The sequence below is a fragment of the Paenibacillus sp. USDA918EY genome, assembly GCF_009870825.1.
Classification (GTDB): Bacteria; Bacillota; Bacilli; order Paenibacillales; family Paenibacillaceae; genus Paenibacillus_AQ; species Paenibacillus_AQ albilobatus.
Map to the genome: position 1 here is coordinate 116,887 of NZ_WTWY01000012.1, position 20,600 is coordinate 137,486.

A 20,600-nucleotide genomic window follows, 5' to 3' on the forward strand; every position below is an offset into this window, starting at 1 on the left:
TCCTCCTTTAATCGTCCCGGCGAGTAATCAGCAACGAAACCGTTACCGTCGTGCCTCCGCCGTCCCGTGCCTCGTAAGCCAGTCCGTACGCGGGTCCGAAATGCAGCTGCAGGCGTTGATGGATATTGCGGATGCCGTAACCTTTGGCCGGATTCGGCGATTCGTCGCTGAGCACCTTGCGGATTGCTTCGTAATCCACGGGCTTGAAGCCGTTATCCGAGATGCGAATGTGCAGCACGCCTTGGTTTTCTTCGGCCACAATGCGGATTTCCCCATCCTCGCCCATATTTTTAATGCCATGAATGATTGCGTTTTCGATCAAAGGCTGGAGCGTGATTTTCGGAATGTTGACCGAATACAAATGCTCCGGCACGTCTATTTTCACGCGGAAGACGTAATCGTAACGGTTCTGCTGCAGCTTGATGTAAGCCGTGGCATGCTCCAGCTCCTCCTCCAGCGTAATCAGCTCGCGTCCGCGGCTCAGGCTGATTTTCATCAGCTTGGACAGGTCCTTGATCATTTCGGCGGAAGTCGTATTCCCTTCCATCGTGCTTTTCCAATAAATGCTTTCCAGCGTATTGTACAGCAAATGCGGATTGATCTGCTGGTACAGGAGCGAAAGCTGCGCTTCTTTCTGCTTCAGGTCCATCGTGTATTGATAATGAATGAGATCGTTCAATCTACGCGCCATGTCGTAGATCGTCGAGATCAGCACGCTGACCTCGTCGTTTCGTTTCCGCAGCGGGGTTTGCGGCACGATGTGGCCGGGTTCGTACCTGCGGACGAAAAACACCAGCTTTTGCAGCGGCGTCATCAACGATCGCCAGAAATACAAAATAATGATCAGACCGACGATAAAATAAGCGATCGAAATCAGCAAAATGACGCGCTTGATCTCGTTTTGCTGCTGAAGCAGCGCTTTGACGGGCACTTTGTAGATCAGCTTCTGCTGCAGCACGTAATTGTAATCCGCCACATAAATAAAATCCTTGGTAATCACGTCCTTGACGCCGATGGCGGAATTGCCGGGATCGAGCTCCGGCGGAAGATCAAGCACGCCCGTTTTCCCGTTTTCCGTCGACGTCAAAATATGGTTTTTCCAATCCGTAAAATAGATCTCGCCCTCCGGCAGCGACACCGTCTTCAAGGATTCGCCGATGCGTGCATCCACGTTCGTTACGGCAAGCACGCCGATCGTTCCGCCTTTGTAGATGTTGTTGATCGCCCGCACATACATCAGCGTTTCCTGATCTTTCTGCCCCTTGGCGGGCGGCGAGAGATGGTCCGTCAGCCTCAAATAACCGTTCCCCTTGCGGGAGACGGCTTCATCGAACCATTCCGGCTTTTCCTTCTCGTTCGAGAAAAAATATACGCCCGACTTTTTCGACTCCGGGTAATACGGGGCAAAAAAATAAGCGTTGTCCGGATCGTACACGTAAAGCGAATAATACAGCGGCTCCCGCTCGTCGGTCTCCTGCGAATAGGTGTTGAGCATCGTTCCGATTTTTTCGTAATTTTTCACCCTGGCAAGGATCGCCTCGTCGCCTGCCATGCTGAGCTGCTGGATCATGGAATTTTGCAAAACGGTGGACGTCACTTTGTTGATCGTTTCGATATCCCTGCTGATCAGCTTGAAGTTTTGTTTGTTCAGTTCTATGTACGCATTGGTGACATGCCGTTTCAAAACTTGTCCTGCCTTGCCGTTGCCGTAGCTGTTCAGAATGAAAAGCGGAATCACAAGCACAAGAAACAGCAAAATCATCTGCTGCTTGACGTTCATTTTCGTTAACGGGTTCTGCAGCTTCATCGGCCAACACCTCCGGCTTCTTTCAATATAGCAGTTCCAAAATGGGGCCAGCATGTGCATTTCTACGAACATCATGGGCATTTCAACATACGCGGCGCGGGATGGAAAATGCGGCTCCGGCGCAGGCCATGATTGACGATTTTTCTTGGCAGCAACCGACAGCGTTCATCCCCAAAGAATAAAAGCGGCCGTGCGGCCACTTTTACGAACAGGTAGAGCTTGATGATTAATTCGCCAAAATAAGATCCAGCTTTTTCTCCAGCTCCGCCAATCCTTTGTCGGGGTCGATGCCGTTTTGCACGATGTTCTGCAGATCCTCGGAAAGAGTGGTGTACAGCGCCGCGTATTTATCCGTTTTGGGCGCGAATTTCACTTGATCCCGCGATACGACGAACAGCTTGCGGTAAGGAAGCGCCTGATAGGCCGCGCTTTGCACGATGGCTTGGTTTGCGGGTACATGCCCCGCCTGGCCCCAGATCGCTCCGCCAACCTCCGAAAAATACTTGATGAAGTCCATAGCCGCATTTTGCTTCTGCTCCGTGACGTACGCCGGTATGATCAAGGTATGCGAGCTTCCCCAATGGACGCTGCTGCCAAAGATTGGGGGCAGCGGCATGATTCCGACGTGCAAAGAAGGGTTGCCCAGATGGTGTCCCGCTTCCCATATGCCTCCAAACCACAAACCCGCCCGTCCAAGATCAAAAGAATCCCAGGGCGTCTGATCATTCAAATCGCTTAGCTTCCTGTCGAATAATTGCCGGTAAAAAGCCAGGACACGTACCGCTTTTTCGTTATGTATAGCTGCTTTGCTCAAATCGGGGCGCAGCAGTTCCCCGCCCGCTTCATAATACAAATCCAGAAACGATTCCTGGAAATAAGGCGTATTGACCGCCATCGGCTGCACGCCGGGAACCCGCTCCTTAATCTGCTCCAAAAATCTCATAAAGCCCTCCGGCGTGGCTTCGCCCAGCAAAGGCGTGCCGTCCTGATCCAACAATCCGGCTTCGGACAAAATATCTTTATTGTAATAAAGCATATGAAAATGAGTATCCAGCGGCACGGCGAAGCGTTTCCCATCGTAGCTTACGCTCCGGCGGTTCGTTTCCTCGATCCCGTTATAATCGAATCCGGCCCGGTCCGCCAAATCGTCAAGCGGCATGATCTGTTTGGCCTTTATGAACGGGGACAAGCGATCCGCATGGGCTACGGCCACGTCCGGTCCCTTGCCTAACGAAAGCGCGGTGCTGAGCCTGACGTAATATTCGTTGGATTCGAGCCGCAGCTGCTTCACGAACACCTTGCTTTGCGAAGCGTTATAATCCTTAATGATCCGCTCCACGTATTCGCCCTCCCCGCCGCCGAAGGGATTCCAAAATGACACTTCCACCGGCGCCGCATTCCGATCGATATCAGCCCGGCCATCGGAAGCAGATGCACAGCCTGACAGCAGAAGCGCACACAGCATGACCATCGGCAAAATCGAACCCTTGATTCCCAAAGCCGCTTTCCCCCTTTTCCACACCATTTTCAATACCTCAGTAAGCGTTTGCAGGACTTACACCGACAGATTCCCTCCGTGTTCGCGTATCCATTGGCGGTATTCCGACGGCGACACTCCGGTGATTTTTTTGAATACCTTCGAAAAATATTTCGGGTCATGGATCCCCACCAGGCTGCCAACGTCTCCGGCTTTCAGTTCACCCGTCAGCAGCGACTTGGCTTTTTCGATCCGGATCCGCGTCAGGTATTCCAGAAAGCTTTCGCCGACCTCCTTCTTGAACAAATTGGCAAAATAATTTTTGCTTAAATGGACCAAGCTGCTGATCGATTGAAGCGAAATCTCCTGATGGTAAAACTGCTGGATATACTGGGTCGCCTTGATAATGCTGTTGCGGTCGTTGTGATACATCCCGTTCATGTGCCGCATCAGCGCCTCAAACGACTGGATGAACCAAGCTCTGCTCTGTTCCAACGTTTCCAGCTTCGACAGTTCGTCGAAATATTGCTTTTTCAGCTGAAGCACCTGCTGGGGATCATTGGACACCTCCTGCCACAACGTCGTCAGGACCATAAGCAGCTCAAGCGAGACGATCTGCACCAGCTCCACGTCCCGGCGGGCCGCAAGCTGTTCGAACACATCCTCCAAATCATCCATTAATTCTTTGGTTTGAAACGCATATACCATGGATTGGATCTGATGCGTGCTGATTTTGAAATGCTCCGCCTGCGATTCAGGCTCCCGCATGTCGTCGCTTCCGTGCACGATCACGCGTCCGCTGCCGAGAAACATCTTTTGTTTGGCGGCATGAACGGCTTGCGCGTAGGCTTCCTTCATGCCGGCCCAATCCGAGAACCGGCCGCTGATCCCGATCGTTGCCCGAAGCCCGTGCGCCTCCGACAGCCGGAGAATCAAGTCGTTAGCCAGGTCCAACAGCGGTGCCATGCCGTCGCTTGGTTCCCTCTCTCCTAAAGCTTGTGTCCATAACATATTCATGTCGCCCTGTTTGTCCGGGAAAAGCTCGTACCTCCAATGATCTTCACGCCGCAATTGCTCCGCCGCGCGCCGGATCGAGGATTGCCTTTCCGTGTATCCATGCTCCGCGGCATTCAGGCTGACGTGCATCAAATATGCGGAATGAAGCCGTGCCATGCCCAATGTTTCGGCTTGTTCTTCTCGATTCTCTTCCCACATATGCCCCTCGATGATGTCGAGCAGGAACTTTTCTTTGTATACCGGCTCAGGCGAAGCCGATTTTCCTTCCGCAACCCGCCCCTTTCGGACCGCATCCAGGTTTTCTTTTAATGCGAGCAGCGACTGCTCAAAATCCCGGGGCATCATATCCGATTTGATCAAATATTCGGACACGCCATGCTTGATCGCTTCCTTGGCATATTGAAAATCTTCAAGGTTGCTTAAAATGATGATCTTGATTTCCGGAGAGGCGGCGCGCACCTTGGCGATCAGCTCGATTCCATCCATGACCGGCATTTTAATGTCCGTGATCAGAATGTCGGGCATCCCCGCCTCCATCAGCTCCAGCGCTTCTTTGCCGTTGGCGGCTTCGCCCGCCAGCTGCAGTCCGATTTTCTCCCAATCGATCATGGAACGGATCCCATATCTGACGATAAATTCATCTTCGACAATCATGACGCGATACACGCGGCATCCCCCCTCTATGTCATCAGCGGAAGCCGGATCCGAATGACGGTTCCGATTCCGGGCTCGCTCCGGATTTCGATGCCGTACATTTTTCCGCAGATGAGCTTGATTCTCTCGTCCACGTTGGCCAATCCTATGCCGCCCGATTTTTCTCCTCCGAAACCTTGCTCTGTCAGCAAACTGCGCGCCAAGGCCGACTCCATTCCTTTGCCGTTATCCTCCACCTCGAACCGCAAGCCTTCGCCGGGCACCTTGAAGCAGCGAATGTGGATCTTGCCTCCCGATTCCCGTTCACCGAAAGCATGCATGATCGCATTTTCGACAATGGGCTGCAGGATCAGCTTTGGCGTTCGCAGCGATTTTACATCTTGGTCCATCTCAACCACGGTCTCGATGTTGAAGTTGAAACGGAACTTCTGGATGCCCAAATAACATTGGACATGCTCGATTTCTTCTTCGACGGTCACGGTCTCCTCCCCTTTGCCAAGGCTGATCCGGAGCAGCCGCGACAGCAGGCTTACCATTTCCGCGGCATTGTTCGCCTTCTGGATGAGCGCCGTCCATTTGATGATATCGAGCGTATTGTACAGGAAATGCGGGTTGATTTGCGCTTGCAAAGCTTTCAGCTCCGCGATTCGCTTTTGGTCCTGCTCTGCATAAACGGCCTTTAACAGCTCATCGATGCGAGTCACCATATAGTTGAAATTGTTGCCCAAAACATCGAATTCGTCGTGGCGGCGCTTCGCTTTATAACGGACGCTCAATTCCCCTGACATCACCTGCCGCATGAGACGGATCATTTTCAGAATCGGGTTCGTGATCGAGTTGGCCAGCAAAATCGCGGTCACGATCGAAAAGGCGATGCAAACCACGGCGATGATTAAAATGACTTGCAGCAGGCGGCTCGAATCCTGGTAGAGCGCCGCTTTGGAAATGACGTTGACGACCATCCAGTCATTGGTATGGAGCTTTTTTACGTTGACGATGAGATGATTGCCTTTATGGATCAGCGGAAAACGCTGCTCCCCCGAACCTGAGCCGATAATTTTCTCATAACCGCTTTGGCCGAGCACTTCGCTTACGTTTTTACCGATCCATTGATTATCGGGATATGTAACCAAGTTTCCGCGGCCGTCTACGACGAAGCTTTGCAAATCCCGGTTGTTGTTCACGGCTTTCGATACGAGCTCTTTGATCACGTCTTCCCGGATATCCAGGACGGCCACGATGCCGAGCGGGCTGTCGTCCGACGTTTTGTACAGCTGCTTGGCCAAGGAAAAGACATGCGTGCTCTGGGTATTCAGGCTGTCGACATACGTTCCGTAGCGGGTGGGATACCACCGGAAATTGCTGCCGTCTTCCAGCGTATGCAGGAATGGTGCCACTTCTTTCGGGGTCCGTTTGCTCCAACGGTAAATCCCTTTAATGTAATGCTTTCCGGATACGAAGGATATCGACTGCACGTCCTGATTAATCGCGACAATGGTCGACAGCTTCGTCGTAAGCGACAGGCTATCCACATCGTACCGGGCGGGATCCGATTGATCAAGTGCCCGCAGCATGCCCACGATCTCGTTGTTGTTCAGCACCTGCATCATCATGTCCTTATATATACCAAGCCGCGTATCCAAATTGTCGGCGGTTTGATTCAATAAATGCTCGGAGTATTCGGTGACTTTATCGTTGATCGTCGATTTGGAGATGGAAAAAGAAATAATCCCCATGACGACCAGCGGCGTCAAGGAGAACAGAAATAAAAGCAGCATCCATTTATAACGTATGCTGCTTTTCCATATATGCGGCCAAGATCGAACCCGAATCCAGGACCGCTTTGATCGTTCTACAGGCGGATGGGTCATGCGCGCAGCCCTTTCTTTAGCAGAAATCTGCCGGTGTCGGCTTATCCCTTCACGCCCGACATCGACACGCCTTGGACAATGTGGCGCTGAAGCAGAATAAACACGATTATCGTCGGAATCGCCGCGATGGCGCTTGCCGTCATGATCAAGTTCAACGACATTGTATTATTCGACAAAAAAGTGGGAAGCCCTGCCGAGAGAATCATATTTTCTTCCGACGTAATCGAAAGGTACGGCCACAGGAAATTGTTCCAGGAAAGGATAAAGAAGAAGATGCCTACCGACACCATCGCCGAACGCGTCAGCGGAAGGCAAATGCTCCACCATAAACGGAAGTTGCGGCTGCCGTCGATTTGCGCAGCTTCGATATAATCCTTCGGCACGCCGTCCATGAACTGCTTTAACAGCAAAATGCCGATCGGGTTCGTCAGTCCCGGCAAAATGATCGCCCACATGTTATCGATCAGCTTCAAATGAAGCGATGTTTCATAAAGCGGGATCAAAATCGCCTCCGTCGGAATCAGCAGGCCCGAAACGATGACGAGATAGAATATCCCCCGGGTCCGGAAGGGCAGCTTCGAGAAAGCGAACGCCGCCAGCGAGCTGATCAGAATCGAGATGACGGTCGTCAAAACGCCGATGACGACGCTGTTCCAGGTCCAGCGCAAAATATGCGAATCGCGGACGACTTTGACATAGTTGTCGATGTTCAGGTCGGACCAGTTCACCCAGTCCGCAAGCGTATAAACGCTCACCCCGTCAGGTTTTAAAGAAACGAGAAGCATCCAGAACAGCGGGAATATAAATAAAAGCGCAAGTACGATAGCGATCAAGTTTAAAAGGATCTTATTCATGTTCTTCCCTCCTCATCCGTTGCTGCGATCGGTGATTTTAAATTGAATGACGGCAATCAGCAGCATGATGATGCAGAAGATGATGGACTGCGCGGAAGCCAGGCCGAACATGTCCTTTTTGAATCCGGTCACGTAAATATAGCGTATCATCGTATTCGTGGAATCCCCCGGCCCGCCGCCGGTCATGATTTGCACCTGTCCGAAGAGCTTCAGGCAGCTGATAATTTGGTAAAAGATTTGGATTTTCAAAACTCTGGATAATCCCGGCAGCGTAATGTGCAGAAATCTCTTCCACGCATTTGCGCCGTCAATTTTGGCCGCTTCGTATTGGTCGGCCGGAATTTCCTGCAAGCCCGCAAGAAACAGCACCATGACAAAGCCGACGGTCCACCAGTCGGTCGCGATCGTAATGGCCCACCACACGAACCGATGATCCGTAAGCCAGTGGATGTCTTGCGGAAGGCCCAGCAAATGCAGGAATGCATTGACCGGCCCGTTTTTTGCGTCAAACAGGCGGAGCCAGATAAAGCTGATTACCGAGACGGACAATACGTACGGCAGAAAATAAACCGAACGGATCAAGGTCCGCAGCCAGATGTTCTGGTTAATGATCAGCGCCAGCACAAGCCCCAAAATAATCACGGTCGGCGCGCACAGCAGCACGAAATATAAAGAGTGCCACAAATACGTATAGAAATCCGAATTGGTCAAAATCTTCTTGTAATTGGCGAAAGCCACATACTTTTCCATCCCCTGGATGCCCCACACATGGAGGCTCATCCATGCCCCCCGCAGCACCGGCCATAGATAAAACACGGCGAAAGGAACCAGGAACGGAATCAGGTATATGATGGCTTTCAGTTCAGTACGCAAACGCAAAGGCTCTGACCTGCGCAGAGCAGCGGACCCCTTGCCTTCTCTCAACTTCGTCTCCATTGGTCATTCTCCTTGGCTGTAGCTTCTGATCTTTAAATGGAGAGAAAGCTCCGGGACCACGCGGGTCACACGGCTTTCTCTCCTTTAACGATTCTAGTTATCGAGCACTTCGTTGATCTGTTTCTCCATGTTTGCGAGTCCGTCTTCCGGCGTCTCGTTGCCGAAAATGATATTCTGCAGCGATTCCGAAATCGTCGTGATGATCGTCGTGTATTTGTCCGTCGGCGGTGCGAATTTTACCGTCTTCTGCGCTTCAATGAATTCGCTGCGGTACGGAAGTTTTTTGTACTCTTCGCTAGCCGTCACGTTGCTGTTCGCCGGTACATGCCCGGCCTGTCCCCATGTTTTGCCGCCGACTTCGGAGAAGTATTTCATGAATTTGGCTGCGGCTTCCTGTTTCTCAGGCGACACGTACGAAGGAATGACAAGGGTGTGGGAGCTCGCCCAATGCGTTTGGCTGCCAAAGATCGGCGGAAGCGGCATGGCGCCGATATTCTTCGATGGATCTCCAAGCAGCAATCCGGCTTCCCAGACACCGCCGAACCAGAACGCGGCTTTGCCGTTAAGGAACGTATCCCAAGGATTTTTGTCGTTTAGGTCGCTGTACTTGTTCTTATAGAGATCCATGTAGAAGTTCAAAACCTTCAGCGCTTTATCATTATTGATGGCGGCTTTGGTCATGTCCGCATTAAGGATGTCTCCGCCCGCTTCGTAGTACAGGTTCAGGAACGGTTCTTGGAAATACGGCGTATTCACGGCAAGCGCCTGCACGTCCGGCACTTTCGCATGGATATCCGCCAACGTCTTTTCGAATCCTTCCGGCGTCATTTCGCCAAGCTTCGGCGTTCCGTCTTCATTCAGCAGTCCCGCTTTTTTCAAAATATCCTTATTGTAATAGAACATATGGAAGTGCGTATCCAGCGGCACGGCGTATGGTTTGCCGTCATAGGTAACGCTCTCCAGATTGGACTCGGTAATTTGCTTCAGATCGAAGCCGACCTTGCCTGCGAGTTCGTCCACGGGAACGATTTGCTTCGCTTTAACGAAAGGAGAAATCCGGTCCACGTGCGCCACGGCAACGTCCGGTCCTTTGGAAGAGGACAGTGCCGTTCCCAATTTCGCGTAATACTCGTTGGACTCGAGACGCAGCTGCTTCACGGTAACTTCTTTTTGGGAATCATTAAAGCCCTTGATGATCTGATCCACGAAGTCGCCTTCCCCGCCGCCGAACATATTCCAGAACGTAATCTCGACGGGGCTGCCGCCTGCACTTTCCGTTTTCGGCTTATCCGCAGCCGACGTGTCCTTCCCTCCGTCTTTTGTGCCGGATGAACATCCCGACATGACCAGCGCCAGCGTCAACCCGGCCGCCAGAACGCCCGTGAATTTCTTTTTCATCTTCATATTTGACCATCCCTTTCTTGCAAAGTATTGGGTTCGGAAAGCCCTTTCAACTTGGTGTAAGTGCTTTCTTCATCCCTTACTTTACATGGACTTGCGCCGGCCAAGAACCGACAAAAAGCCGATCCTTGGGGAACAATTCACAGATGTTAACCTCGGTCGAATCTGCTGCGGGTGGAAGATCTTACGATAGGTGCAGAAAGTTATGACGGAGGATTGCGAATCGCGGGATGGCCAAAAAAAAAGAGCCCTCAAAGGGCTCATTCATGCGGAAGCCTGGTTCAAACATTCCAGACCCTTGCGCTTATTCTTTATTTCATCGGAGGAGCTGCCAGAACCTGATCCAGCTTCCTTCGGCAAATTTCCTTATACAAAGCATGAAGAAATTCTATTTCAATTTCGGCGGCGCTTTTCCATAAAGCAAGGGCTTCCGTATAGGCCGCCGTCAACAAATCATCATTCAACGTTCCGTATATTCCATATTCGCTCATCCATGATCTCCTACTCGTGTTTGTTCAGAGGGCTTTCGCTTAACAGTGTAATATGCGCCTTTTTGGTATGGAACCGACAATCGGCATGTTTTTGGGGTACAATGTTACGATTTTGGCCATATCGCCAACCTTATTCATTCCATATGCCGAAATGCTTGTGGAGGCTTTACACCGTTTTATTGATATTTGACACAAACGTTCTGCCTCGATATGATGTATTTGTAATGACTATATGGTTTTTATAAAAACCCATAGGTCATTCCAGGTCGGATTCGGCTTGCTTAAAGGGGAAAGAGGTTGGATCCGGTCGATTATTTACTTTTTAAGAAAGCAGGGAGAACGTATGTCAAATCATCTCGCAGCGCAGACCCTTCGCGAACAGGAGAGCTTTTCGATGAAGAAGATCGTTGCCTCGCTTCTCGCCGTAGTTATCGGCACCTTCATGGTCATATTGGACAGCACGGTCGTAAATATCGCCATTCCCACGCTGGTCGATTATTTCGACAGTTCGCTGCGGATTCTTCAATGGTCCGTGACCGCCTACACGTTATCCTTGTCCGCCGTCATTCCCCTGGCCGGCTGGATGTCGGATAAATTGGGAGCGAAACGGGTATTTCTCGTCTCCATCGGCCTGTTTACCGCCGGTTCGGTCCTGTGTGCTATTGCCCATACCCCGCAGCAGCTCATATTTTTCCGGATTCTGCAGGGCCTTGGGGGCGGCATGGTGTCCCCCATCGGGATGGCCATGGTTTACCGTATCGCCCCGCCGGAAAAAAGGGGATCGATTATCGGAATGTTCGGCATTCCGATGCTGCTTGCTCCGGCTCTCGGTCCCGTTCTATCGGGATGGCTGGTCGAATACGCAAGCTGGCAATGGATCTTTTTGATCAATCTGCCGGTCGGGATCGTCGGAATCGTCATCGGGAACAAATTCCTGCCTTCTTTTCCGAAGCATGAAGCACCCGCCCTGGATATCGCGGGCATGATACTGGGTCCATTCGCTTTTGCTTTGATCACGTTCGGCATCAGCGAAGGAAGCGTAAGCTGGACCTCGACCCGAACTTTGTCCGGCCTGATCATCGGCGGAGCCGCCTTGGCATGTTTTATCATTTCGTGCCTGATGAAAAAGCAGCCCTTGCTGGAGCTGAGAGTGTTCAAATCGTCGGATTTCACCCGCGGCATCGCGGCATCATGGATCATGCAAACGGCTTTGTTCGGTACGGTGCTGCTTTTTCCGCTCCTGCTCCAGCAGGTTAAACATTACTCGCCGCTCGCCACCGGACTCATTCTATTGCCGCAGGCTGCCGGTTCGATGATTTTCATGCCTTTGGCCGGGCGGATGTTCGACAAAGTCGGAGCTCGTCCGCCGCTCATTGCCGGAATGATCTTGATTTCGTCGGGATTGTTTGCGATGTCGTTCCTGCGTCCCGATACTCCGCTGGCGTATATGATGGCAACCTTGTTTTTCCTCGGCTCCGGCATGGGATTGTCCATGATGTCGTTAAACACGCATGTGCTTAATGCCACGCCGCCTCATTTGGTCAGCCGGGTCACGCCGCTTACGAGCGCATCGCAGCAGGTCGTCACTTCGCTTGCCATCGCGGGTTTTACCGGTTATTTGTCCTCCCGCATGACGGCGAACTTGAATCAGATATCCGTAGAAAAAAGCCCATTGGAAGCAGGCATAACCTCCTTCGCGGAAACCTTTTTTGCGGCTGCATGCATCGCATGCGCGGGGCTTTTGCTCAGCTTCTTCATCCGCAAGCCCAAGCTTGCCAAGACGGAAATGGCAGGCTCCGTCCTGACCGACGACGCAGAACTCTAAAGCATCCATCCCAATGCCGTAAGTCCGGCTTCACCTTGGATTGCAATATTGCAATGGCCTTATCGTTTACCGGGCAGCATCAATTATCAGGAGGAAAATATCATGAGCCCGCTTTTGGATTTCAAAACATTGACCGTGATCGTCATTCTAGCTTTTTTATTGTCCATTGCCGCAATGGGATTTTGTCCCCTTTATATCCCCATCCATTTTAGCGGAGGTCATGCGGATCGGTTCGTAAATAAATACCTCGGGCTGTTTCTGTTTCCGGTGCTGATGGCCGTTGCGCTCATTTTGCACAAATTCGAGTTTAAGACGGCTTGGGGAATCTATTTCTTGGCGCTGCTGCATCTGTATCTGCTTTACCACGCCGTATTTTAAAGATCAGGTTCCCGGCCTCCCTGCCTGGATGTGACGCAAAGATTGTGGATGGCATGGGCAAAAAGCGGTAAGATAGATCCGATTTGGTTCATAACAGAGCGATGACGGAGCTGCCGTTGGGAGCATAAAGATACCGTCATCATGTTTGACGTCACGAAGGAGGCGGCATGGATGAGCGTTTTAAAGGAAAAAATTTTGCAGTCGGCGATCCGGCTTTTTGCCGAAAAGGGATATCAGGCGACTTCCATACAGGATATCGCGGATGATTGCAGCATCGCCAAGGGTTCCCTGTACAAACATTTCAGCTCCAAGGAAGAGCTGTACATCAGCATTCTGGAGAAACGTCAAGAGGACATGGTCGACGCGGTGGATCGAATCCGAATCATGCAGTTGCCCAAAAGAGAAACCTACCTGGAGGAAATCGCGTACCAGTTCGACTTTTACGTGAAACACGGCTACTACATATCCAGGGACCATAACGAACTTCCACCGGTCAACAACGATAAAATCGAAAGCGTTCTGACCCGAATGAGAAGAAGCATGTTTCTTTATTATCAAGACATGCTGATCAGGCACTATGGGCCTGCGATCGATAAATGGAAATGGGATGCCACCGCGCTGCTAAGCGGGTTAATCCGGGAATATACGTTTCACCTGCTGTTTGAGGGCAAGCCGATCGGCAAAAAAGAGCTGGCCTTGTTCATCGCTGAACGGATGGACGATCTTGTGGAGGGATTGGCAAAAAGATCCGCGCCTTCTCTCCTTACGGACGAGCTTATGACGGAGTATTCCCGGATCGACCTGAAAAACGTGTTGGATTCAAGGCAAGGGAGAAAAGACGAACTGATCGAGAGAATTTCTTCCATTATTCCGGATATCGCCGTACCGAACCAGAGAAAAAAGGAATTGGCGGAAGTTGCGGCCATGCTTCGGGAAGAATCCGCAAAAGATCATCCAAGGACGTTTCTGCTGCGGGCGTTGATTCGGGATCTGGAATCTGAAAGCGAGCTTGCTTTTTACGCGAATCAGCTGCATCCCTTTATCTGAGTTAACCCGACAACGACAAATGAAACGCAAAATATAACAACTCTTGAAACCTTTTCATTTTCAACCACGTCTAATTCATGGAATGCCTAAACAACATTGTTATCAGACATAGGAGGGAAACGATTTATGAAAAAATGGAAAAACATCGCCTTATCTGCCGCCGCCCTTTCGCTGCTGCTGTCCGCCGCGCCAATCTATGCGGCACCTCAATCCATGCCTGCTTCAACTCAAGTTGAACAATCATCGACCGTCAACCTGGATCCTGCAATTAAGGAGCAATTGACGAAAGTTCTGAATAAGCTCGCAGCGGGCGCCAAAATTGAATTTACAAGCGTCGATACGGATGCGGAAGGACAGCCCCTGTTTGTCAACGGAAACCTCAGCGGCCCGATAAACGCGGAGATTATTCAGCAGTACAATCCGGCAAAAAAACGCGTGGAATCGACTAGCATTATTTACAAATCCTCGAATACGAATGCCATATTGGGTGCGGCATTCTCCAATAAAGCGGCTGCTTTCCTGAAAACCTTCGATGCCGATCACAAGTTTAAGACGGAAGCCATTTGGCGCGTATACTCCCCTTATCAGGACAACGCTCCCCGGAACTACTGGGTCCTCTGGGGAAACAAACAAAGCTTGTACATCGATCTGGATAAAAACGGCGAAATAACGGCCAGCATCATGTATTCTTTGACGTCAATGAAAGCGGAGCTCAACAACAAAGCAAACCGCTCCCTCAAGTCGCTTGGAATCGGCACCGTCAAGCCGTTTGATTATGCGGTTCGGCAAAAACAAGCGGACAAGGATTTTGTATGGAATTACCGGGACGATGAAGCCAACAATCGGGTGGTCATCGGAGTCAAGACCGGAAAGGTGTGGGAGGTTGAAAATCTGTACGGACAGGATTGGGCCAACGACCAGGACTACGCCAAATCGTTCGCCAAGCCGGTGCTCAGCAAAAATCAGGCCCTTGCCGCCGTCAAATCCAAGGTCAAATCGATCTTCGGGATTCAAATGAACGGATATACCGTGAAGATAAACAAAAATGAATATACGTTCACTAAAAAAGGCGCAACCACCATTATCGGAAAAATCAATAAAAAAGGAAAATTCTATTCCCTTCAAGCCTTGCCGGCAAACGGAATCCGGAATTAATCCCCGTGTGGACACATTGCCCGTCGGGGGTCCCTTGCCGGGCGGAATCGATTGGATAAGCATGAAAAAAAGCGTTCTCGTTACGAGAAACGCTTTTTTTTCGCCGTATTACGAAGATATTCAGTTTCTTCTTATTTGTTGGCAGGCTTGTTAATTGAAGAACGATCGCCTTGTATCTATCAAGCATTCAAGTACCAGAATATGAAGCTTACCGCCGGCTCCAGGACATGACGAATTCTGCATGCCCCGTGTCCTCGTCGGCGGCTTCCTCCATGACGGTAAAGCCATGGCGGCAATAAAAGCGGTAGGCGTTATCGTTGTCTTTGTATACCTTAAGCTTCAGTTCTTCGCTCCGTTCCTTCACGAATTGAAGGAGAGCCCGGCCGTATCCTTTGCCCTGATGGTCAGGGTGTACGAATAAAGCGGCCAAGTAATCCTGAACCGTCGAAATGAAGCCAACGGGTTGGCCCATCTCTTCCAACACATAGGTTTCGGCCATAGGCAAATACACGTTTCGCATGTCCTGCTGCTTGGCCTCCCAGTAGCCGGGTTCAATAAAATGGTGGGCCTCCTTGGAGGCGGCCAGCCATATGCCGATCACGGCATCCATATCTTTATCGTCCATCGTTCGGATCTTCATGTGTCACTAACCTCGTATTCTACTTAGTATCCCCGCTTGTCTCGTTTCATGTTCGAAACTAACGGATGCGCTGCTCCTTTTCCTCATGCATTTCAAGGACGTTCCCCCAATATTTTACGATTTCGAATGTAAAGGGGCCAGGGTATTTTTGGTAATTTGGAATGGAGAGATATGTCCCTTCGGCGGCTTGATACTCCTGAACGAAAGGATGAGGCTGGCCGTCAGCATCCGTAAAGGTATCCTTCAGTTCGAAATATCCGTCCTGAACCGGTTGCTGCGAACCATACATCAAGCGAAGGGCCAGTTTTTGATCCGAACTTTTCTCCGGTTCTTGCTTTAAGGAGATTTGCGAATCCGGCGTCTGCACTAAAGCGCCTTGCTTCGGATCGATGGCAATCTCCACTTCATGATCGGGTTCGAAACTCGCATGATAAAATTTCAGCCAGAGCTCCCTGTGCTCCGAGTAAAAACTGCTGGTCAGATAAACGGCTCCGCCTTCAGGCGTCACCAGCGTTCGATCAAATCTTAACATCGTATCATAATTCTGCCGATGCTTCGCCTGCTTTTCCTCTGAAGCAAGGTTCAGTGTGGCTTCGATCTTTTCCAATTTCTTGCCGTTGCTGCTTTTCAAGTCGAACTCCAGGTCCGTTCTCAAAGGACTTTGAATCATTTTGGTAAAAGTAATCTGTTGTCCGCTCTGCGAAATATCCACATGAATCGGGTGCTCTTCAATATCCCTTGCGTGCGGGCCGTTTTGTATCGTAACGGGTATAATGAGGCTTTCCGTTTTTATGCTGACATTGCTTCCTTTAGGTTTTAACTGGGACCATGTCGTTTGGATCTGCAATTTTTCCGGCATCTGCCCGCTCTCTTTAAAATCAAATATCATGATCCCTTTTGTCAGCGGCTGATCCTTGGGCAGCTTGGCGTAGGTGGCCCATGTGAACGAACCCTCAAGCGGCCGCCCCTGCCCATCCAGCAGCTGCGGAGGATGGTTGTAGCTTAGTCGCAAAGGAAGAGATTCATTGCCGTTCTCCGTCGTGTAAAACAGGATGATTCTTCTGCTGTCCGAAACCATCCCCTCAATATTGAGTGTATAACCTCCCGTAGAGACGGATTGATTCAGCTTGTGATACAATCCGTGTTCGGCGGCTTGCTTCAGCATGACAAGAAAATTATCGGATTTGTCGAACATCTTCTCGACATAAGCAGGGATCTGTACGTTCGTCTGCGATTCCCCTGCCGCCGGAACCGGGTACAGCTTATAGCCGGCAGCCGCGCCCGCCCCACCGACCAGCAGGACAGCCAGGACCGCGGAGGCAACGCGGACCCGCTTCGCAGTCCGGAATCGGGACATTGGACCCGTTTGTTCTGCCGCCGCCCGCCGGATTCCTTTTCGCAGCGCTTCGTCCAGCATGCGATCCGACGCCATGCCTACCGCCTGCCGTACCTCCTGTCCGCCCATCTCGATCATCCAGTCCTCATGATTGGTCATGCTGCAATTCACCTCCATAATTGATTTTCCAGCGCAGTTGCTTGAGTCCTTGATGCAGCCACGTTTTGACGGTTCCCTCCGCCCTCCCGAGAATCTGCGCAATTTCCGGTACGGTCATATCGTTGTAGTATCTGAGTATGATCACATTTTTGTACTTGGGCTTTAGGCGGTTCAGCGCCTTTTCCATATCGAGCTTTGCAACGCTAACCATTTCAGGGGTATACGTGCCGGATTGTTCCAGGACGATGCGCTGTCTGCGTTTTTGCCTCCTCAATTCTTCGATGCAGCAATGGATGACGATCCGGATCACCCAAGGCAGCATGGCGTCGGGGTCTTTTAACGTCCGGCATTTCGACCACCCCTTGTACGCGGCTTCCTGCAGCATATCCAGCGCATCCGCTTCGTTGTGCATATAGCTGAATGCAACGCCGTAGAGTTTTCGTTTGTGCAGCGACAGAAAGTTGAAGAAGGCTTCTTCATCTCCCCTGCAAGCAGCCACGGCCAGATTGTGTTCTTCCATGATGCCCTCCCAATAATCAAGCTTTCAGCGAAATGCTGATCTGTCTTATAGACGGCAAGCAAACCTCCAAACGTTTTATTTTTTTGGACCCAAAACATTCGGCTTGAACTTCAAGAAAAAAAGGGGCGTCCCAAAAGACGCCCCCTGCCTGGTCTGGCCCAACTCATTCAATTCATACATCAAACTTCAACCCGGCCGGCTCCATCAAAACTTCATTGAAGCCGCATATTCCGTTTCGACCGTCAAAAGGGCTCGGCTCCATGCGCCTGCTTGGCCCGGTGAACCGTCAGGGTAACCCGATTGGTTTCGCACATAAATGTGGAAAGATGCACGGGCTCGTCATGGGCGTCAAATGCGACCTTCAAAATCCGAAACAAATTCGCCCCGACATCGCATTCCAACAATTTTGCGGTATCCTTGGTCGCGCTGATGACATCGATCTCCTTATCATTGCTCACGATTTCCGTGCCGTAATCCGCCGCCAAAATTTTGTAGGTCGATTCGTTCATGGCGATCTTTTTCTCAAGATCGGGAAACCGGGTAAGCGAATAATGCGCGATGTCGTAAAACAGCGGACGGTCATTGACATACATGAGCCGCTCCAATTCCAGCACGGGGCTTCCCGCCTCGATGCGAAGATACCCGGCGATCTCCTCCGTCGCCTCGATGACGTCGCTCTTTAAAATGCGGGAATTCGGAATCATGCCGAGCTGATGGCTAAACTCCGAGAATCCGCTTACAGACAGCAGTTCGTTGTGAAACTTGTTGGAGGCCACAAACGTCCCCCGCCGCGGTATCCGGGTAAGTGCCCCTTCCCGGACCAGCTCCTCGATCGCTTTGCGGATCGTAATCCGGCTTACGTTATAAATATCGCAGAGTTCGGCTTCCGTGGGGATCTGCTCATCCGGCTTGTAACGTCCCTGCTGAATATCGTTTTTCAACATTTGCCTGATCTGCATGTACAGCGGCTGAGGCGTTGAAGGATTTAAATTCATCGAACATTCATCCTTATCCATCAATGATCGTATTCTTTATCCCTTTATTATACATTGATGGTTGCGTCCAGTCACCATGCGGCAAAATAGCTTATCGTTTTCGCGGCCCTTTGCGCGCCTTGCTCCAGGCAAGCTTCGACCGAAAACCCTTTCAACGCGCCGTAAATAAACCCGGCGATAAAAGAATCGCCCGCCCCCAGCGTGTCTACGACCTCAACCTCAACGATTCCGTGTTTATAAAACGTTTTGCCGTCATAGGCCAACGACCCGTTTTCTCCAAGGGTGGCGACAACCATTTTGGCCCCGCGGTCCTTGATCTTTTTCATTAAGCCGCGGATATAGCCGTCATCCTGCGTATAGGATAAAAACGGATAATCCACGTATGGCGTCAACGTCGTCAACAGTTCATGATCCAGCTTATCGGCAAAGTCGAAGGAGGTAAGCAGTCCCTTTTCCTTAAAATACGCAAAACAAGCGTCGGCATGTCCCCATATTGCAGAGTGCACGAGATGAAACGACTCCGTAAAACGAAGATCCTCGGGACTTAAGGAGAATCCGGCCATCACGCCTTCCTCGTAATCTCCCAGCTTCCTTTCATTGCCTGCCATTTCGACAAAGGTAACCGCCGTTCTGCCCTCTTTTACCGAAACCCTGGAGGTATCCACGCCTTTTTCCTGAATGGCCTGAACCATGGTCCCGCCATGCCGGTCGGTACCGACCCAGCCGATATACGCCGTATCTGCGCCCAACTCGGCCAAATAGACGGCCACATTCACCGCATTCCCGCCAGGATAAGCTTTTCCGGTCGATTGATAGACATCCATGCAATTGTCTCCGACGGTAACGATTCGCATTTTCCCCCACCTTCCCCGTGTTCAAGAAAGAGTACTGCGGGCAACAACGCAGCACTCCCCGTACATATATTAATATTCCATTTTGCGGTAGTATCTTCTGAGGGTCAGCGGATGATTTCTTTCGCGTTCGAGGTAGACGCTGATTCGGCTGAGCAACGCCCAGTTGATGCTTACGGCAAAATGCTTCCTGAACTCTTCGCTGATTCCTTCCATCGCAAAATCCTTGGTATCGATGACCGTCAGCCGTTTGGTCACCTTCTCTGCAAAACGTTCAACGCGATCCGCAAGCGGTCTCGTTTCATCTTCGCCTTTCAGCAAAATCACGCTCGTGTCTTCCACCACAAGCTCGAGCGTTCCGTGGAAAAACTCGGCTGCATGAATGGATTTGGCGGGGATCCACTGCATCTCCTCCAGCACGCACATGGCATAGGAGTACGTGTTGCCCCACAGGTTCCCGGAACCGACCATCATGTGATAATTCGTATCTTTATGTTCGATCGCGAAAGCCTCGGCTTTTTTGTCAAATGCTTTGACGGCATCGAGGATGGCACGCGGCAGCAGGGCGACTTCTTTCGTGAACCGCTCGTATTGAGGGAACTCGTTATTGTTATGCATGAACCGGAACACGACCATGTACAGCAGCATGAAGAACGTATCAAAGGAGTGCTTTTCCGATCCGGTGGTGATGCAGTGATCGACAAGCTTCGTAATCGGCGTATCCGGCTCGGCCACCAGGGCAAGGGTCGTTGCGCCCCGCTTTTTGCAGTATTCGATCGCTTCGATCGTTTCCTTCGTCGTTCCGGATACCGAGGTGAAGATGCACACCGAATCTTTGCTGAAATGCCTGTTGTTCATGACCAGAAATTCGGCGGCGATTTCGGCGTGCACGTCGATCTTGGAGTTCGATTTCAGGATATATTCGTAAGGGTACATCATGGCGATGGTGCCGCCTGCGCCAATCATAAAGATGTTGCTGTACCCTTTGCGGCAGATCCCGTCGACGATTTCCTCGATCCGGTTCCGATATGCCAATCCTTCTTTTTCAACCAGTTTTAGGAAAAGCTCTTCGTCAAAATTAAACATTGTTTCCATTCCCTCCTGACCAAAGCGATGGACAGCTCCGGTTTTTATTTGTTATGTCTTGTATTATATTCAAACAATACATATTTTACAATCATTTTTT

At 50.9% G+C, this 20,600-nt stretch carries 18 protein-coding genes; 4 read left to right on the plus strand and 14 right to left on the minus strand.

Going from position 1 to position 20,600, the window contains the following annotated elements:
* Positions 1-7: 7 nt before the first annotated feature.
* From GQY55_RS21610 to GQY55_RS21645, 8 genes are all read right to left on the minus strand, one after another.
* Positions 8-1,807 carry a cache domain-containing sensor histidine kinase gene (locus GQY55_RS21610; protein WP_236575779.1) on the minus strand — a complete coding sequence of 600 codons (1,800 nt, stop codon included), beginning with the start codon at positions 1,805-1,807 and terminating at the stop codon, positions 8-10.
* 226 nt (positions 1,808-2,033) lie between these two features.
* Positions 2,034-3,305, minus strand: a complete 1,272-nt coding sequence (locus GQY55_RS21615) for an ABC transporter substrate-binding protein (protein WP_236575780.1) — start codon at positions 3,303-3,305, stop codon at positions 2,034-2,036.
* Between the two features lie 57 nt (positions 3,306-3,362).
* A complete protein-coding gene (locus GQY55_RS21620; RefSeq protein WP_160043987.1) occupies positions 3,363-4,967 on the minus strand; it encodes a response regulator in 1,605 nt (534 codons plus the stop codon).
* 14 nt (positions 4,968-4,981) lie between these two features.
* Entirely contained in the window at positions 4,982-6,733 is a 1,752-nt protein-coding gene (locus tag GQY55_RS21625) for a cache domain-containing sensor histidine kinase (RefSeq protein ID WP_160043988.1), read from the minus strand.
* Between the two features lie 134 nt (positions 6,734-6,867).
* Complete coding sequence (locus GQY55_RS21630; RefSeq protein WP_160043989.1) at positions 6,868-7,680, minus strand: carbohydrate ABC transporter permease; 813 nt, start codon at positions 7,678-7,680, stop codon at positions 6,868-6,870.
* A gap of 12 nt (positions 7,681-7,692) precedes the next feature.
* On the minus strand, positions 7,693-8,616 hold the full coding sequence (locus GQY55_RS21635; protein ID WP_160043990.1) for a carbohydrate ABC transporter permease: 924 nt from the start codon (positions 8,614-8,616) through the stop codon (positions 7,693-7,695).
* Between the two features lie 93 nt (positions 8,617-8,709).
* Positions 8,710-10,020, minus strand: a complete 1,311-nt coding sequence (locus GQY55_RS21640) for an ABC transporter substrate-binding protein (protein ID WP_160043991.1) — start codon at positions 10,018-10,020, stop codon at positions 8,710-8,712.
* 308 nt (positions 10,021-10,328) lie between these two features.
* Positions 10,329-10,508: a hypothetical protein gene (locus GQY55_RS21645; protein WP_160043992.1), complete on the minus strand. Its 180-nt coding sequence runs from the start codon at positions 10,506-10,508 to the stop codon at positions 10,329-10,331.
* Positions 10,509-10,851: 343 nt separating this feature from the next.
* Between GQY55_RS21645 and GQY55_RS21650 the strand changes: the two genes are divergently transcribed.
* The 4 genes from GQY55_RS21650 (at position 10,852) to GQY55_RS21665 (ending at position 14,913) form a co-directional block, all read left to right on the plus strand.
* A complete protein-coding gene (locus GQY55_RS21650; RefSeq protein ID WP_160043993.1) occupies positions 10,852-12,333 on the plus strand; it encodes a DHA2 family efflux MFS transporter permease subunit in 1,482 nt (493 codons plus the stop codon).
* Positions 12,334-12,435: 102 nt separating this feature from the next.
* Positions 12,436-12,711: a DUF1648 domain-containing protein gene (locus GQY55_RS21655; RefSeq protein WP_160043994.1), complete on the plus strand. Its 276-nt coding sequence runs from the start codon at positions 12,436-12,438 to the stop codon at positions 12,709-12,711.
* A gap of 171 nt (positions 12,712-12,882) precedes the next feature.
* Positions 12,883-13,758: a TetR/AcrR family transcriptional regulator gene (locus tag GQY55_RS21660; protein WP_160043995.1), complete on the plus strand. Its 876-nt coding sequence runs from the start codon at positions 12,883-12,885 to the stop codon at positions 13,756-13,758.
* 126 nt (positions 13,759-13,884) lie between these two features.
* Complete coding sequence (locus GQY55_RS21665) at positions 13,885-14,913, plus strand: hypothetical protein (protein ID WP_160043996.1); 1,029 nt, start codon at positions 13,885-13,887, stop codon at positions 14,911-14,913.
* A 208-nt stretch (positions 14,914-15,121) separates the two neighbouring features.
* Here the strand turns inward: GQY55_RS21665 and GQY55_RS21670 are convergent, their stop codons facing one another.
* The 6 genes from GQY55_RS21670 to GQY55_RS21695 all read right to left on the minus strand — a co-directional run bounded on the left by GQY55_RS21670 (position 15,122) and on the right by GQY55_RS21695 (position 20,500).
* Complete coding sequence (locus GQY55_RS21670) at positions 15,122-15,553, minus strand: N-acetyltransferase (protein WP_160043997.1); 432 nt, start codon at positions 15,551-15,553, stop codon at positions 15,122-15,124.
* Between the two features lie 58 nt (positions 15,554-15,611).
* On the minus strand, positions 15,612-17,048 hold the full coding sequence (locus GQY55_RS21675) for a DUF4179 domain-containing protein (RefSeq protein ID WP_160043998.1): 1,437 nt from the start codon (positions 17,046-17,048) through the stop codon (positions 15,612-15,614).
* A complete protein-coding gene (locus GQY55_RS21680) occupies positions 17,035-17,568 on the minus strand; it encodes a sigma-70 family RNA polymerase sigma factor (RefSeq protein WP_201452207.1) in 534 nt (177 codons plus the stop codon). Before GQY55_RS21680 ends, GQY55_RS21675 begins: the two co-directional genes overlap by 14 nt.
* 242 nt (positions 17,569-17,810) lie before the next feature.
* Positions 17,811-18,563 carry a GntR family transcriptional regulator gene (locus GQY55_RS21685; RefSeq protein ID WP_160043999.1) on the minus strand — a complete coding sequence of 251 codons (753 nt, stop codon included), beginning with the start codon at positions 18,561-18,563 and terminating at the stop codon, positions 17,811-17,813.
* Positions 18,564-18,634: 71 nt separating this feature from the next.
* On the minus strand, positions 18,635-19,417 hold the full coding sequence (gene frlD, locus GQY55_RS21690; protein ID WP_160044000.1) for a fructoselysine 6-kinase: 783 nt from the start codon (positions 19,415-19,417) through the stop codon (positions 18,635-18,637).
* Positions 19,418-19,486: 69 nt separating this feature from the next.
* Positions 19,487-20,500, minus strand: a complete 1,014-nt coding sequence (locus GQY55_RS21695; RefSeq protein ID WP_160044001.1) for an SIS domain-containing protein — start codon at positions 20,498-20,500, stop codon at positions 19,487-19,489.
* Positions 20,501-20,600: the final 100 nt, after the last annotated feature.